Source organism: Nonomuraea sp. NPDC050663, from assembly GCF_044456985.1.
Lineage (GTDB): Bacteria > Actinomycetota > Actinomycetes > Streptosporangiales > Streptosporangiaceae > Nonomuraea.
Window position 1 is genome coordinate 275,987 of sequence record NZ_JBITGL010000004.1, and the last position, 13,080, is coordinate 289,066.

General features: G+C 70.3%; 13 protein-coding genes and 1 tRNA gene. 8 read left to right on the plus strand and 6 right to left on the minus strand.

The features are described from left to right. The first annotated feature begins 15 nt into the window (after nucleotides 1-15). From ACIBH1_RS14550 to ACIBH1_RS14580, 7 genes are all read left to right on the plus strand, one after another. Nucleotides 16-573 carry a hypothetical protein gene (locus tag ACIBH1_RS14550; RefSeq protein ID WP_397314196.1) on the plus strand — a complete coding sequence of 186 codons (558 nt, stop codon included), beginning with the start codon at nucleotides 16-18 and terminating at the stop codon, nucleotides 571-573. Nucleotides 574-684: 111 nt separating this feature from the next. Beyond that, the gene (locus ACIBH1_RS14555) at nucleotides 685-2,379 is read left to right on the plus strand and encodes a protein kinase (RefSeq protein WP_397314198.1); all 1,695 of its coding nucleotides are present in this window, start codon (nucleotides 685-687) and stop codon (nucleotides 2,377-2,379) included. Nucleotides 2,380-2,398: 19 nt separating this feature from the next. Continuing rightward, nucleotides 2,399-3,721: a hypothetical protein gene (locus ACIBH1_RS14560; RefSeq protein ID WP_397314199.1), complete on the plus strand. Its 1,323-nt coding sequence runs from the start codon at nucleotides 2,399-2,401 to the stop codon at nucleotides 3,719-3,721. 59 nt (nucleotides 3,722-3,780) lie between these two features. Then, nucleotides 3,781-4,887: an APA family fibronectin-binding glycoprotein gene (locus ACIBH1_RS14565; protein ID WP_397314201.1), complete on the plus strand. Its 1,107-nt coding sequence runs from the start codon at nucleotides 3,781-3,783 to the stop codon at nucleotides 4,885-4,887. Nucleotides 4,888-4,949: 62 nt separating this feature from the next. Continuing rightward, a complete protein-coding gene (orn, locus tag ACIBH1_RS14570; RefSeq protein WP_397314202.1) occupies nucleotides 4,950-5,567 on the plus strand; it encodes an oligoribonuclease in 618 nt (205 codons plus the stop codon). 67 nt (nucleotides 5,568-5,634) lie between these two features. Further along, a tRNA-His gene (locus ACIBH1_RS14575) sits at nucleotides 5,635-5,707 on the plus strand. Between the two features lie 161 nt (nucleotides 5,708-5,868). After that, nucleotides 5,869-6,099: a LuxR C-terminal-related transcriptional regulator gene (locus ACIBH1_RS14580; protein WP_181612437.1), complete on the plus strand. Its 231-nt coding sequence runs from the start codon at nucleotides 5,869-5,871 to the stop codon at nucleotides 6,097-6,099. Here the strand turns inward: ACIBH1_RS14580 and lat are convergent. Genes lat through ACIBH1_RS14595 form a run of 3 tightly spaced genes read right to left on the minus strand, consistent with a single transcriptional unit; the run spans nucleotide 6,096 to nucleotide 9,526 of the window. Beyond that, entirely contained in the window at nucleotides 6,096-7,358 is a 1,263-nt protein-coding gene (gene lat / locus ACIBH1_RS14585) for an L-lysine 6-transaminase (RefSeq protein ID WP_397314203.1), read from the minus strand. The genes ACIBH1_RS14580 and lat overlap by 4 nt on opposite strands. Before the next feature lie 60 nt (nucleotides 7,359-7,418). Further along, nucleotides 7,419-7,946: an HdeD family acid-resistance protein gene (locus tag ACIBH1_RS14590; protein WP_397314204.1), complete on the minus strand. Its 528-nt coding sequence runs from the start codon at nucleotides 7,944-7,946 to the stop codon at nucleotides 7,419-7,421. Between the two features lie 35 nt (nucleotides 7,947-7,981). Continuing rightward, the gene (locus ACIBH1_RS14595) at nucleotides 7,982-9,526 is read right to left on the minus strand and encodes a penicillin-binding transpeptidase domain-containing protein (protein WP_397314205.1); all 1,545 of its coding nucleotides are present in this window, start codon (nucleotides 9,524-9,526) and stop codon (nucleotides 7,982-7,984) included. Between the two features lie 35 nt (nucleotides 9,527-9,561). Between ACIBH1_RS14595 and ACIBH1_RS14600 the strand changes: the two genes are divergently transcribed. After that, on the plus strand, nucleotides 9,562-10,383 hold the full coding sequence (locus ACIBH1_RS14600; RefSeq protein WP_397314669.1) for a spermidine synthase: 822 nt from the start codon (nucleotides 9,562-9,564) through the stop codon (nucleotides 10,381-10,383). An 8-nt stretch (nucleotides 10,384-10,391) separates the two neighbouring features. Here the strand turns inward: ACIBH1_RS14600 and ACIBH1_RS14605 are convergent, their stop codons facing one another. From ACIBH1_RS14605 to ACIBH1_RS14615, 3 genes are all read right to left on the minus strand, one after another. Next, entirely contained in the window at nucleotides 10,392-10,832 is a 441-nt protein-coding gene (locus ACIBH1_RS14605; RefSeq protein ID WP_397314206.1) for a hypothetical protein, read from the minus strand. Nucleotides 10,833-10,871: 39 nt separating this feature from the next. Continuing rightward, nucleotides 10,872-11,750: a hypothetical protein gene (locus ACIBH1_RS14610; protein ID WP_397314207.1), complete on the minus strand. Its 879-nt coding sequence runs from the start codon at nucleotides 11,748-11,750 to the stop codon at nucleotides 10,872-10,874. Nucleotides 11,751-11,812: 62 nt separating this feature from the next. Beyond that, complete coding sequence (locus tag ACIBH1_RS14615) at nucleotides 11,813-13,066, minus strand: proprotein convertase P-domain-containing protein (RefSeq protein ID WP_397314208.1); 1,254 nt, start codon at nucleotides 13,064-13,066, stop codon at nucleotides 11,813-11,815. Between the last annotated feature and the right edge of the window lie 14 nt (nucleotides 13,067-13,080).

Genomic DNA, 13,080 nt, shown 5'->3' on the forward strand with positions numbered 1-13,080 from the left:
CCGAAGGAGCTCGACATGACGAAGACCCGTACACCCTGGACCTGGCTGAGGGACCGCTGGCCGACCGCCCTGGCCCTCGGCATGGAGGCCCTGACCTTCGGCGGCGGCGCGAGCGACGGCGGCGTGAAGACCTTCGCCCACATCCTGCCCCTGCTCCCGCTGCTCTACCTGGTGATGGCCAAGGTCAAGCGCCGCTCGCTGACCTGGCCCGGCCTGGTCGTCGGCTTCGCCCTCGTGATCGGCCTGCGCTCCCTCGACGTGATCCCGCCGTCCGCCGTGTTCGCGGCGATGGCCCTGATCGTGTTCGTCTGGTCGGGCATCGACGGGCAGCTTCGCCGCGACGGCACCTTCCAGACGCAGGCGGTCGGCATGCTCGTGTTCGGCGCGCTGGCCCTGGCCGGGCTGATCGTCGACCCCGACCTGGGCCGCTACCTGGTGGCCGCGGGCTGGTTCTTCCACGGGGTCTGGGACTTCGTGCACCTGAAGCTCGACAAGGTCGTGGCCCGCTCGTTCGCCGAGTGGTGCGGCGTCGTGGACATCCTGATCGCGGTCCAGCTGGTCTTCATGCTGTAACCGCGATTTGCGTCACAGGTAGGCAGATTGGACGACATATGGCCGCGCGATGCACTACCGTACGGTCCGTCTGTTGTGGGTGGGGGCCCAGGTGACCTTGAGGAGACCGTGATGTACGGCATTCCCGACGGGCAGTGGGAGGTCCCCGGCTACACCACAGTCAGGGAGCTGGGTGCCGGCGCCTCGGGGCGGGTGGTGCTGGCCACGGCCGACCATGACGGGTCGGAAGTGGCGATCAAGTACCTGTCCGAGGAACTGCGGGCGGACGTCGGGTTCGTCGCCCGCTTCCGCCATGAGGCGAGGCTGCTGACCACGGTCAGGAGCCCGTACAACGCCAGGTTCATCGACTACGTCGAGAGCGGCCACGGCGCGGCGATCGTGATGGAGCTCGTCGACGGCGTCCCGCTGCGCGACATCCTGAGCTCCGAGGGGCCCACCGGGCCCGAGGCGGCGCTGGCCGTGCTGAAGGGCTCGTTGCAGGGCCTCGCGGCGGCGCACGCCGTCGGGGTCGTGCACCGCGACTACAAGCCCGAGAACGTCGTCGTCCAGGCCGACGGCGCGAGCAAGCTGGTCGACTTCGGCATCGCCGTACGGGCCGGCGCGGGCGCGAGCGCGGCGGGCACGCCGTCGTACATGGCGCCCGAGCAGTGGACGGGATCGGCCGCCGCGCCCGCCACCGACGTGTACGCGGCGACCGCGGTGTTCTTCGAGTGCCTCACCGGCACCCGCCCGTATCGGGCCGCGAACATCGCCGCGCTCGCGCACATGCACCACAGCGCCCCGCCGCCCATCGAGCACGTGCCCGAGGCCCTGCAGGGCCTGGTCGAGCGGGGTCTGGCCAAGAACTCCACCGACCGGCCGCCGTCGGCCGAGGCCTTCCTGACCGAGCTCGAGGCCGTGGCCGCCGGAGCGTACGGCGAGCGCTGGGAGGAGCGCGGCAGGCGGCGCCTGGCGGGCCTGGCCGGGCTGCTGCCGCTGCTGTTCCCGAGCGGCGTCCAGGAAGCCCCCATCGAGACGGGCACGTCGCTGGCGCACTCCCGGGTGGGCGAGTCGGCGTCCAAGCGCGCGATGTCGGAGAGCCGCTCGCTGATCGGCAAGATGGGCGTGAAGGTGGCCGCCGGCGTGGTGGCCACCGGGGTCGTGGTGGGCGCGATCGCGATCGTGCTGACCGGGCAGGAGGACCCGCCGAAGATCCAGACGCAGGCGGCGCAGGGCGGCTCGCCCTCGCCGCTGACGCCTGCCTCGATCGAGCCGACCGAGGAACCGACGGAGGAACCCACCGAGGAGCCGACGGAGGAGCCCTCGGAGACGGCCGAGCCCAGCCAGGAGCCCTCCCAGCAGCCGAGCCAGCAGCCGACCGTGGCGCCGCCGTCGGCGACGCCGAGCGCCTCGCCCACGGTCAAGCCGCCGAAGCCGAGCAAGAGCCCGACCGCCAAGCCGAGCGCCGGCGCGAGTGACGACCCGCCCGGCAAGCAGCCGGAGTATTCGGGAGGCACCAAGGCGCCCACTCCGAAGCCGTCGGTGCCGACCGCCGACCCGCAGCCGACGCGCACCACCGCTCGCCCGACGTCTCGGCCGACGACGCCGCCCACCACGCCGACGCCGACCGAGACCGGCGAACCGGAGCCGACCAGGACGTCCACCGACGAGCCGACCATCGACTCGTCGGGGACCACGCCCACGGGAGAGCCGACTCCACCACGCAAGGAGGGATTGGCCGGGGCTTTGCTGGGTCTGGGTCTGGTGACGTCAGGGACCATGTCCGTCACACTTGCCGTGAAGGGCCGGCACCGGAGAAAGCGCTAGATCTTTGGGGGAATCGGCGATGAACGCCAGGAGTGGAATCGCCGGCTTCCAGCTCACCGAGCGGACCCGGGTGACCGAGTTGGGCACCTGGGTGGACGCCGTGGGACCGGATGGCCATCGGGGCGGGGCGCTGCGGTTCGATCCCGCGGTGATGGGCCTGCCCGGCGTGCGCGACCGGGTGGTGGCGACGGTGCTCGCCGACCGGCAGCTGGCGCAGGCGGGCATCGAGGGGCTGGTGCCGGTGGACGACGTGGTCGCGGCGGGTGAGGAGGTCTGGTTGCTGACGCGCCAGCCCACCACGCCCTCGCTGGCCGATCTGATCAGCAGGCACGGGCTGGATCCCGCTTCGGCGGCGGCGGTGCTCGTGGAGACGGCGCAGATCCTGCTGGGCCTGCACGCGTCGGGGCTGGCGCACGGGTCGGTGCACCCGGGCACCGTCGTGATCGCTGCCGACGGCGGGGCGCTGTTGTCGGAGCGCGGGCTGGCCGACGCGGTGCGCGGGCAGTACCCGTCCCCGCAGCGTGACGTGACCGCTTGGGCGTCGCTGGCCAGGGGGCTGGCGGCGATGTGGGGCGGCTCGCATCCGCGGGCGACGGAGTTGTTCGAGCGCGCCGCGGCGACGGCGACCACGCACGGGCTGGCCGCGGCGCGTGACGCGTTGCTGGCCGGGCGCGACGCGCTGGGCCAGATCACCCGTGACCGGTTGTCGGAGGCCGCCCGCACCTGGGCGGCGCCTCCGGTGGCGGCGGTGGCCCACGCGGGCGCGCAGGACGAGGGCGAGATCGTCACGCTGCTGCACGTGCCGGGCGCGGCCCAGCAGTTCGGGCCGGGCGTGCCCACCGAGCACGCCGGGCAGCGCAGCACGGTGGAGCAGATCTGGCAGGACGGCAGGAGCAGGCAGCCGCCTCCGCGCAAGAAGAAGCGGCCGGTCAGAACCATCGTCGCGGCGGTCCTGTTCGCGGTGATCGTCGGTGGCGCGATCCTCGCCTGGACGATGGGCGGCAGATTCGTCGGCTCCTCGACGCCGATCGCGGTCAGCAAGGTGGACGTGATCGTCCCCAAGAAGGCGCAGCGTTGCAAGGAGCCGGTGAAGGTGCAGGGCAAGCTGTCCACCAACGGCAAGGCCGGCACGGTCGTCTACGAGTGGGAGCAGAGCGACTCGGGCCAGCGCATCCGCAAGGAGCAGGCGATCTCCGAGGGCGCCACGTCGTGGACGGTCACCTTGTTGTGGACCATCGACGGCAGCGGCAAGGGCAAGCTCACGGCGACGCTGAGGATCATCTCGCCGGTTCCGGAGGGCAAGCGGGTGGAGGACAAGGCGACCTTCTCCTTCAACTGCTAAGCCGTAAATCGGGCAGAAGCAACTCGCGCGAAAAAACGCCCACTTATACGCTGACCTCCATGACGTCGCAAACCCCCGCAGGTTGGTACCCCGACCCCTACGGATCTCCCCTACTCCGCTGGTGGGACGGCAACCAGTGGACCGACGCCACGCACCCGCTGGAACAGCCCGCGGCGGGTGCCGCGCAGCAGCCCTCCGGCCCGCAGCAGCCGCAGCACCAGCCCCAGCAGCAGGCGCAGCAGCAGCCGCAGTCCGGCGGGCCGTACGAGAGCGTCAACCCGGCCAACCCCACCCAGCAGTACGGCCAGCCGATGTACGGGCAGAACCAGTACGGCCCGTACGGCCAGGGCGGCAGCCAGCCGAACTGGGGCACCGCCCAGCTGCCCCAGCCGTCCTTCGGCGGTCAGCCGCCCAAGCGCAGCGTGCTGCCCTGGGTCCTGGGCGGCGTCGCGGCCCTGCTGCTCGTGGGCCTGATCGCCACGGTGGCGATCTTCCTGGTGAACAGGGAGGAGCCGAGCCAGGCGCTTCCGGAGCCGCAGCGCACCGAAGAGCAGCAGCCCCAGCCCACCGAGGAGCCGTCGCCGCAGCCGACCGATCCCCCGCAGCAGGGCGCCGTGGAGCTCCCGCAGCCGTCCGAGGGCCGCATCACCGACACCCAGACGGGCCTGTCGTACGAGGTGCCGGAGGGCTGGGAGGTGCCCGCGGCCGACGAGGTCAACGGCAGCGACCCGCGCATGCAGAGCTGGACGAGCGCGGTCCAGGCCATCTCGCAGGAGAAGTACGACGGCGAGAGCGACTGGGTGGGCAACATCTACACCGGGACGCTCAACCAGCTCTACCCCTACTCGGGGGTCGACAGCCTGAAGGGCACCGCCGCCACGGTCTTCGTGGACTTCTCGCGCTTCTACACCAGCGTGAAGAACACCCACAAGATCCTCAAGAACGAGTCGATGAAGGTCGGCGACCGTGAGGCGTGGCTGGTGGAGTTCGAGTTCGACTTCACCGAGGAGTCGGAGGCCAAGGGCTACAAGTGGAAGAAGGAGCACGGCGCGCTGGTCCTCGTCGACAAGCCCGGCGCCGAGCCCAGCCTGATCTACATCTCCGTCCCCGACAATCTGGGCACCGACGTGGTCGCCAAGGTTCTGAGTTCACTCAAGACCTCCTAAGCGCGTAGGGGGTGCGCTGCGTTACCGACCCCCTACGCTTGTCCTTAAAGCAAGGAGAACCAATGAGTGACTTCCTGGTCTGGATCGACTGCGAGATGACCGGGCTGGATCTCGGCCGCGACGCCCTCATCGAGGTGGCCTGCGTCGTCACCGACAGCGAGCTCAACCAGCTCGACGCCGGCGTCGATGTGATCATCAAGCCCCCGGCCGAGTCCCTTGAGCAGATGTCGCAGGTGGTGCGCGAGATGCACACGGCCTCCGGCCTGCTGCCCGAGCTGGGAGAGGGCGTGACGCTGGCGGAGGCGGAGTCGCTCGTGCTCGACTACATCCGCAGCCACGTGGGCGAGCCGAAGAAGGCGCCGCTGTGCGGCAACTCGATCGGCACCGACCGCACCTTCCTGGCGCGTGACATGCCGGCGGTCGACGCGTTCCTGCACTACCGCATGATCGACGTCTCCTCCATCAAGGAGCTGGTGCGCCGCTGGTACCCCCGCGTGTACTTCGCCGCGCCGGAGAAGCAGGGTGGTCACCGCGCCCTGGCCGACATCACCGAGAGCGTGCGCGAGCTGCGTTACTACCGGGCCGCGGTCTTCGTGGACCAGCCGGGGCCCGACTCGGCGACCGCTCGTGCGCTGGCCGAGAGGGTCACGGACGGGTCCGGTACGGCAGGCGCGCGGTAGTCGGGTGGCGTAAAGACTCCCGAACCCCGCTACACTTTTCCTGTGCCGCCAATGCGCGGCGCACATGGTGGGCGTAGCTCAGTTGGCAGAGCGCCAGGTTGTGGTCCTGGATGCCGGGGGTTCAAGTCCCCTCGCTCACCCTCTCGGGGGCCCGGTCGCTTCGGCGGCCGGGCCCTTTCGCGTCTGCCCCCTACGTTTTCTCCGTAACGTCCCAAAATCATGACAATGCGAGTTATGCTCGCTTAGGCCGGAAGAAGCGGGGGCATCGGCATAGAACCGCCATCGCCGCCCCGGAGGCCGGATGAGAGTCGACGACGCAGCGTACGAGCACGTGACCCTGTCCTTAAGCAAGCGCGAGGCCGAGGTCATGGAGCTGATCGCCCTCGGGCAGTCCAACGGTCAGATCGCCGAAAGGTTGTTTCTGAGCGAGAAGACTGTCAAGAACCACGTCAACCGCATCTACTCCAAACTCGGCGTCGACTCCCGGATCACGGCCATAGATCTGTGGAAGCGCCGGGTGGGAGACCGCTAGGACAACACCCGCTCGAAGGCCGCCAGGCCCGCCTCCAGATCCTCTTCCGAGATGTTGAGCGCGGGCCGCAGGCGGACCGAGCGTTCGCCGCAGGGCAGGACCACCACTCCCTCGTCCTCGCGCAGCCGGGCGACCACGCCGTCGCGCGTTGAGGGGTCGGGCAGGTCGAAGGCGCACATGAGGCCGCGTCCCCTGGCGTTGGAGACCGTCGTGGGATGGTCGGCCTGGAGCTTGGCCAGGCGTTCCAGGACCCGGTGGCCGAGGGTCATGGCCCGCGGGATCAGCCCGTCGCGTTCGACGATCTCCAGGAGCGCCTGCGAGCGCACCATGTCGACCAGGCCGCCGCCCCAGGTGGAGTTGATGCGGCCGCTGACGGTGAAGACGTTGTCGGGCACCAGGTCGACCCGGCGTCCGGCCATGATGCCGCCGACCTGGACCTTCTTGGCGAAGGCCACGATGTCGGGCGCCAGGCCGAGCTGCTGGTAGGCCCAGGGGGTGCCGGTCGCGCCGCCGCCGGTCTGCACCTCGTCGAGGACGAAGAGCGCGTCGAACTCGTGGCACAGCGCCTGCATGGCCTGCAGGAACTGCGGGCGCATGTGGTTGTCGCCGCCCTCGCCCTGGATGGGCTCGGCGATGAAGCAGGCGATGTCGTGCGGGTGGCGCTCGAAGGCGGCCCTGGCCTGCGCCAGCGCCTCGGCCTCGCGGCGTTCGACGTCGCCGAGGTGGGTGGCGGGCACCGGGATGCGGGGCCAGTCGAACTTCGGGAAGCGGTCGGTCTTGCCGGGGTCGGTGTTGGTCAGCGACATGGTGTAGCCGCTGCGGCCGTGGAAGGCGCGGGTCAGGTGCATGACGCGCGTGCCCAGGGCGGGCGAGCGGCCGGCCGCCTCGTTGCGGCGGCTCTTCCAGTCGAAGGCGGTCTTGAGGGCGTTCTCGACCGCCAGGGCCCCGCCCTCGACGAAGAACAGGTGGGGCAGGTCGGGGTCGCCCAGCACGCGGGTGAAGGTGTCGACGAAGTCGGCCAGCTGCACCGTGTACATGTCGGGGTTGGCCGGCTTGTTGGCCGCGACCCCGGCCAGGCGGCCGGGGTCGATGGGAGGGTTCACGCCCAGCGGAGCAGAGGCGAAGAACGTGTAGAAGTCCAGGTATCTCCGGCCTGTTCGGGCGTCAACGAGCCAGGAGCCCTGGCTGCGTTCGAGATCGAGGACGAGTCGATAACCATCGACGAGCAGGTGCCGGGAGAGCCTCTCCAGTACGTCCATGCCCGCGTACATTCCCCGTCAAGACGCATATCTACCCGAAAACTTTGCGCTATCTACGGGCTACTGCACGAGGTTCTTCACCTTGAAGGAGAGAATGACCAGAACGATGCCGTAGATCAGCGAGAGCAGGCCGAGCAACCACACCAGCGAGAGCGCGCCGGACAGCGGCCAGATCACCAGCAGGATGCCGAACAGCAGCGTGAGCGCGCCGCTGACGATGAACATCCACTCGTTCGTGATGACCTTGCGCATCCTGATCCCGGCCACGATGCCGGTGATGCCGGCGAAGATGGCCCAGAAGGCGATGATGTACAGCAGCGTCAGCCCCGCCAGGCCGGGCCTGACGAAGGCGATGATTCCGGCGATGATGCCGACGATGCCGATGAAGATCAGCCACCCTCGGTTGTCGGTATGGCCGCGGAAGCCCCGATACAGGTCGAAGACGCCTTCGACGAGGGCGTAGGCGCCGAAGACGAAGATCAGGACGAGGAGGGCATCCCCCGTCCAAATTAGGGCGATAAGTCCGAAAATGATGCCAAAGATGCCCCTAATGAGCACCAGCCACCAGACGCTCGACAATTGCTCCATAGCGGCTGATTGCCCCGCCGCGCCTCTCGGCAAGGTCAAGACCTGGCGATGGTTGACTCCAGTCCGCGCAGGAACCGGTCGGCGATGGGAACCGCGACCTTGGCGCCGGAGCCGCCGTTCCGTACGAACACGCAGAAGGCCACGTCGTTGCGGTAACCGATGAACCAGGCGTGGTCGCCGCCGTCGTAGTTCTCGGCGGTGCCGGTCTTGCCCGCCGTACCCTCCGGCAGCCCGCCCTCGCTGGCGGTCCCGCCGACGACGACGGTCAGCATCATCTCCTGCAGCTGCGCCACGATGCCCGGGTCCAGCTCGACGGGCTCGGGCACCCGGCCGTCGATGCGCTCCACCTCCTTGACCGGCAGCAGCCGCGGCGGCCGCCAGGTGCCGCTCTCCACGGCCGCGGCGACGGCGGCCATGCACAGCGGGGTGGCCTCGACCGAGCCCTGGCCGATGAGGGCCAGCATGAGCTGGTCGGGATTGGCCGGCTCGTTCATGCGCCCGCACGCGCCGCCGTTGCCGGTGGGCAGGCTGTTGCCGGTGAAACCCCACTCCTGGGCGGTGGTGAGCAGCTCGGTCTCGTGCAGTCGAGTGGTGCCGAGCTGGACGAAGGTGGTGTTGCACGAGTGGGCGAAGGCCTGGCCGAACGTGAGCGCCCCCCTGTCGACGTCGCCGGCGTTGCGGACCTGGCTGTGGAAGGGGATCTGGTAGGTGGCCGGGCAGTCGACCGCGGTGTCGGCGGTGAGACCCGCCTTGAGCAGGGCCACCGCGCTGATGACCTTGAACGTCGAGCCGGGCGGGAAGTAGTCGCGAAAGGCGTTGGCCTCCTCCAGCCGGTCGGCGACCGCCAGCACCGCTCCGGTGCTGGACCGCACGGCCACGATCGCCGCGTCGTTCACGCCGTCGAGGGCGCGCGCCGCGGCGGCCTGCACCTGCCGCGAGATGGTCGTGGTCACCTTGGGCTGCTTGGGCGGGATCTCCTTGATCTTCTCGCCGTTGGCCATCAGCACCCAGCCCTGGCTGTGGCCCTCGAAGTTGCTCCTGAGCCCGTCCAGGTAGGTGTCGTTGTAGCCTCTGCGCGGCATCGTCTTGCCCTCCGCGGTGACGAGTTCCACCCCCTCGACCTCGATCGGGCTCACCTCCAGGGTGCCGCCGTCCTTGAGCAGCGGGTGGAGGGTCTCGGGCGCCCACACCACCTTCCACTGCCGGTCGCGTACGGCCAGGCGCAGGATGCTCTCGTAGGGCCAGTCCCCGAACTCCTTCAGCCGCATCGTGACGGCGAACGGCGCCTCGGCCGTCTCCGGACCGGTGGAGCGCGGCAGGGAGGGGTCGAGCGTGATCTCCTCCAGGTGCAGCGATTCCGCCAGGGTCAGGTGCCTGAGCGTGAAATCCTGCGGCGGATGATCGACCAGTCGCTTCATGGCCGTCAGGTCGCGCTCGGCCCACGCGCGGAAGTAGGCCGTCGCGGTCTTCTCGGCGCTGCCGAGCACGCCCGCGCTGCCCGCCATGGCGATCGCGAAGGCGCTGGCGCAGACGACCGCCAGGATCGCGATCCCGAGCGCGATCAACCTGCGGCGTCGCATACGGTTTCTCCATGAAGAGGGGACTTCGTGAACCGATGCCGGGTACGTACCAGACGACCTTCGGCGAGGTCGAGCTGCTGCGGGACCTGGATCGGCAGGACGGGTGGGTGTTGTCCAAGGAAGGCGTACCCCAGTCCTATATAGACCTTCAAGACCCCACATATCTGGATTTTGAGTATGTGCGGCTTATGGCCGATGTCATCGACCTCCTGGACGAAGGTCCCCTCAACTGCGTGCACGTCGGCGGCGGTGCCTGCACGATCCCCCGCTACGTCGCCGCGACCCGGCCGGGCTCGCGCCACATCGTGATCGAACCCGACGGCCTGCTCGTCAACCTCATCCGCGAGCAGCTGGACCTGAAGGCGGTGCCGAAGCTCAAGGTGCGCATCGCCGGAGGCAGGGAGGGCACGCAGGGGCTCTGGGACGACTCGGCCGACCTGTTCGTGCTCGACGCCTTCACCGGCGCCACCATGCCCGTGGAGCTGGCCACCGCGGAGTACATGGCCGACATCGCCCGGGTGCTCAAGCCCACCGGCACCCTGCTGATCAACCTCGCCGACGGCAAGGGCCTGGCCTTCGCCCGGCGGCTGACCGCGACCGTGCGCGAACGTTTCGGGCACGTCGCCCTGATGGCCGAGCCCGGCATCCTGCGCGGGCGCCGCTTCGGCAACCTGATCCTGGCCGCCTCGCCGTACCGGTTGCCGGTCGACCTGCTGACGCGGGCGGCGGCCGGCGGCCTCACGCAGGCCAGGTGCATGCACGGCGAGACGCTGACGAAGTTCGTGGCCGGCGCCCCGCCGATCAAGGACGGCGACCCGGTCCTGGCCCCGGTGCCGCCACCCGCCGTGTTCGGCTGAGCCCCGGCTCAGCCTCCCTGGGTGTAGATGGTCTTCCAGCGCGAGCACGAGCCGGTCGGCCGCGTCGCGGTGCCGCGGCAGACCTGCACCCTGATCTGCAGCACGGCGCCGTAGTCCTTGCGGAAGGTGCCGACGCCGGGCTTGCAGTAGTAGAAACCGTGCGACTTCCACTTGCCGTTGGTCGCGCTCTGGGCCTTCAGCACCGCCCAGGCGCAGCCCTTGCCGCGGGTGTCGGCGAGGTTGCCGTAGACGACGAAGCCGTGCTGGCTGATGGCGACCTCGCCCCAGGCGCTGGCCTTGGCGTCGGCCGAGTGGAGCTTGCGCCACTTCCAGACGGCCGGATCGGCGTGGGCGGGGGCCGCCGCGAGCAGCGGCAGGGCGACGGCGGCGGCGAGCGCGAACATGCGCATGAGGAACACTCCGGTGAAGGGTCGATCGGGACCCTTCATGGATAACGATCCGCTCTTGTGGACGGCTTGGAACCGTCTCTAGCTCCACTCCCAGCGCATGCCGTGCACGCCCGGCTCGACGGCCACGCCGGCGATGTGGGCGGTGTTCCAGCCGCCCAGCCGCAGCTCGCTCACCTCGTCGGGGGCGCGGCGCACGTTGGCCTGCCGTACCCTCGTCACCCTGGCGGGCGGCGCGGCGCGATCGAACTGCACGGTCAGCAGGTAGGAGTGCGCCGGGAAGCGGAACCAGCGCTCGTAGTAGTGCGCCGGCGGCCCCGGCGGGTCGAAGCGCACCTCGTACTCCACCACGTACGTCTCCCCGGCCGACAGCGGGCGGTCGAAGAGCAGCTCGACCACGGCGATGCCCTCGTCGGCGTCGGTGCGCGTGCGCCCGGCGCGGCAGCAGGACGCGGTGATCTCGTCGGGCAGCCGCCCGCGCTCGTTGTGGTAGACCGCCACGTGCCGGTCCACGCCGTCTGACCTGGCCTGGAAGACCGCCCGCGTGCGCACCGAGCGCTCGTCGCGGTCGGGGCCGAGCGTGACGTGGTCGTGGTAGCTGAGGGTGTCGAGCTGGCCGTCGCGCTCGTGCCTGACCTCGGCGAGCAGGCGCTGGATGCTGCCTCCCACCAGGCACAGGTCCTGGTACGGCAGGGCGCCGCCGAGCCGTCGCCCGCGCGGCCTGGGCGGGCCGAGGCTGGCCACGAGGCTGTCGCCCGGCAGCGCGAGGATCTCCTCCAGCGCGTGCACCGCCCGCAGCGAGTGGGAACGTTCGGGACGGCATTTGCCGCGCTGCCAGTTCGACAGGCTGGCCAGGCTGACGTCGATCCCGCGTTGCCTGAGCCGGGCGTGAAGGCGCTCCAGGCTCAGGCCGCGGGCGTCGATGGCGGCTTTCAACAGCTGGTCGAAGGTCTGCTGCATCGCGGGGCTCCTGGGCCACAGGAGTGAACTGCCCCGAATTTACAACGGCCTTGACAGGGCGTCTAGAAGGTCATTCTCCAGGCGTCGATGTAGCCGGAGTGGTTGCCGTCGACGTCGGTGGCGCGCAGCTTCCATACCCCGTTGGCCGGGGAGGCGCTCGCGTCCCTGACGTAGGTCTCGTGGATGATCGTGCCGTCGTCGGAGGGCGCCGGGGAGCGCAGCAGGTGGACGCGGCCGTCCGGCGCGATCAGGTCCAGGCGCAGGTCGCCGCGCCAGCCGTGGTGCACGTCCGCGTAGATCTCCAGCGTCGCCGGGGCGTTGCCCGAGACGCCGCTCACCGTGATGGGCGACTCGGCGCTGCCCAGGTCGGCGATGGTGTGGTCGGCGTCGTTGGCGAACTGCCTGCCGTTCTCCGGACCGTGGTTGGGGAACCAGCCGCCCACGTAGCGGCAGTCCGTGCCACGGCACCCGCCCCCGTCGTAGGCCTGGCTGCCCTCGAACCAGCGCCAGCCGCCGATGACCTTGTCCTGCACCGGCGTCCACGAGCTGCCGCTCTTGAGCGCGAAGTGCACGTGGTTGCTGCCCGCCGAGCCGCCGCACGGGATCCTGGTGCTGGTGCGGCCGAGGTAGGCGCCCATCGCGACGCGCTCGCCGTCGGGGCGGATCTCGTCGAGCAGGTGGTAGTACTCCGTGGTCCAGCCGTTGTCGTGGATGACGCGGATGTGGCCGCCGTTGGAGCACATCCAGTAGGCGCGGCCCGACTGCGCGGCCAGCACGTCGCGGTTGGCGGCGCGGCTGTCGAGGTCCAGCGAGCTCCACGGCCGCGGCTGGCCCGACCAGCCGTGCGGCCCGCCGATCAGCCGCCAGGAGGCCCCGGCCGCGTACGGCAGGGCCAGCCCGGTGTCGACCTGCTGCACGGCGTGCCTGGCGTTGCTGCCGAAGGTCTCCTTCTCGCCCTTGCTCACCACCTGCTCGGGGGCGGCCGCGGCGAGCTCGGCGAACAGCGTGCTGCCGTCGAGCGCCACCTGCCAGGCCCCACCGCCGCCCAGGCGCGCCAGGAACAGCGCCCCCTCGGGGTAGGCGCCCTCCCGTCTGGGCGCCTTGATGACGGTGGAGCCGAAGGCCCACCCGCCGGCCTGGCGCTGCACGTTGACCTCGACCCCCGCGCCGGCGTCGGCCAGCGAGGAGCCCAGGGCGCGGCTCTGCCCGGTCATCGCGGCCGCCACCGCTTCGTGGAGGGTGGGAGCCGCGGTGGTAGCGGCCAGGGAAGCGGCCAGCAGGAGTGCCGCGACGGTCGCGCGTAAGAATCGGTTCATGGCCGGAGGGTGGC

Coding starts and splice junctions, on each gene's coding strand:
- ACIBH1_RS14595 (WP_397314205.1), bottom strand. CDS start 9,526: ATGCGACGCCGCAGGTTGATCGCGCTCGGGATCGCGATCCTGGCGGTC.
- ACIBH1_RS14605 (WP_397314206.1), bottom strand. CDS start 10,832: ATGAAGGGTCCCGATCGACCCTTCACCGGAGTGTTCCTCATGCGCATG.
- ACIBH1_RS14600 (WP_397314669.1), top strand. CDS start 9,562: ATGCCGGGTACGTACCAGACGACCTTCGGCGAGGTCGAGCTGCTGCGG.
- ACIBH1_RS14550 (WP_397314196.1), top strand. CDS start 16: ATGACGAAGACCCGTACACCCTGGACCTGGCTGAGGGACCGCTGGCCG.
- ACIBH1_RS14610 (WP_397314207.1), bottom strand. CDS start 11,750: ATGCAGCAGACCTTCGACCAGCTGTTGAAAGCCGCCATCGACGCCCGC.
- ACIBH1_RS14580 (WP_181612437.1), top strand. CDS start 5,869: ATGAGAGTCGACGACGCAGCGTACGAGCACGTGACCCTGTCCTTAAGC.
- ACIBH1_RS14560 (WP_397314199.1), top strand. CDS start 2,399: ATGAACGCCAGGAGTGGAATCGCCGGCTTCCAGCTCACCGAGCGGACC.
- lat (WP_397314203.1), bottom strand. CDS start 7,358: ATGGACGTACTGGAGAGGCTCTCCCGGCACCTGCTCGTCGATGGTTAT.
- ACIBH1_RS14615 (WP_397314208.1), bottom strand. CDS start 13,066: ATGAACCGATTCTTACGCGCGACCGTCGCGGCACTCCTGCTGGCCGCT.
- ACIBH1_RS14555 (WP_397314198.1), top strand. CDS start 685: ATGTACGGCATTCCCGACGGGCAGTGGGAGGTCCCCGGCTACACCACA.
- orn (WP_397314202.1), top strand. CDS start 4,950: ATGAGTGACTTCCTGGTCTGGATCGACTGCGAGATGACCGGGCTGGAT.
- ACIBH1_RS14565 (WP_397314201.1), top strand. CDS start 3,781: ATGACGTCGCAAACCCCCGCAGGTTGGTACCCCGACCCCTACGGATCT.
- ACIBH1_RS14590 (WP_397314204.1), bottom strand. CDS start 7,946: ATGGAGCAATTGTCGAGCGTCTGGTGGCTGGTGCTCATTAGGGGCATC.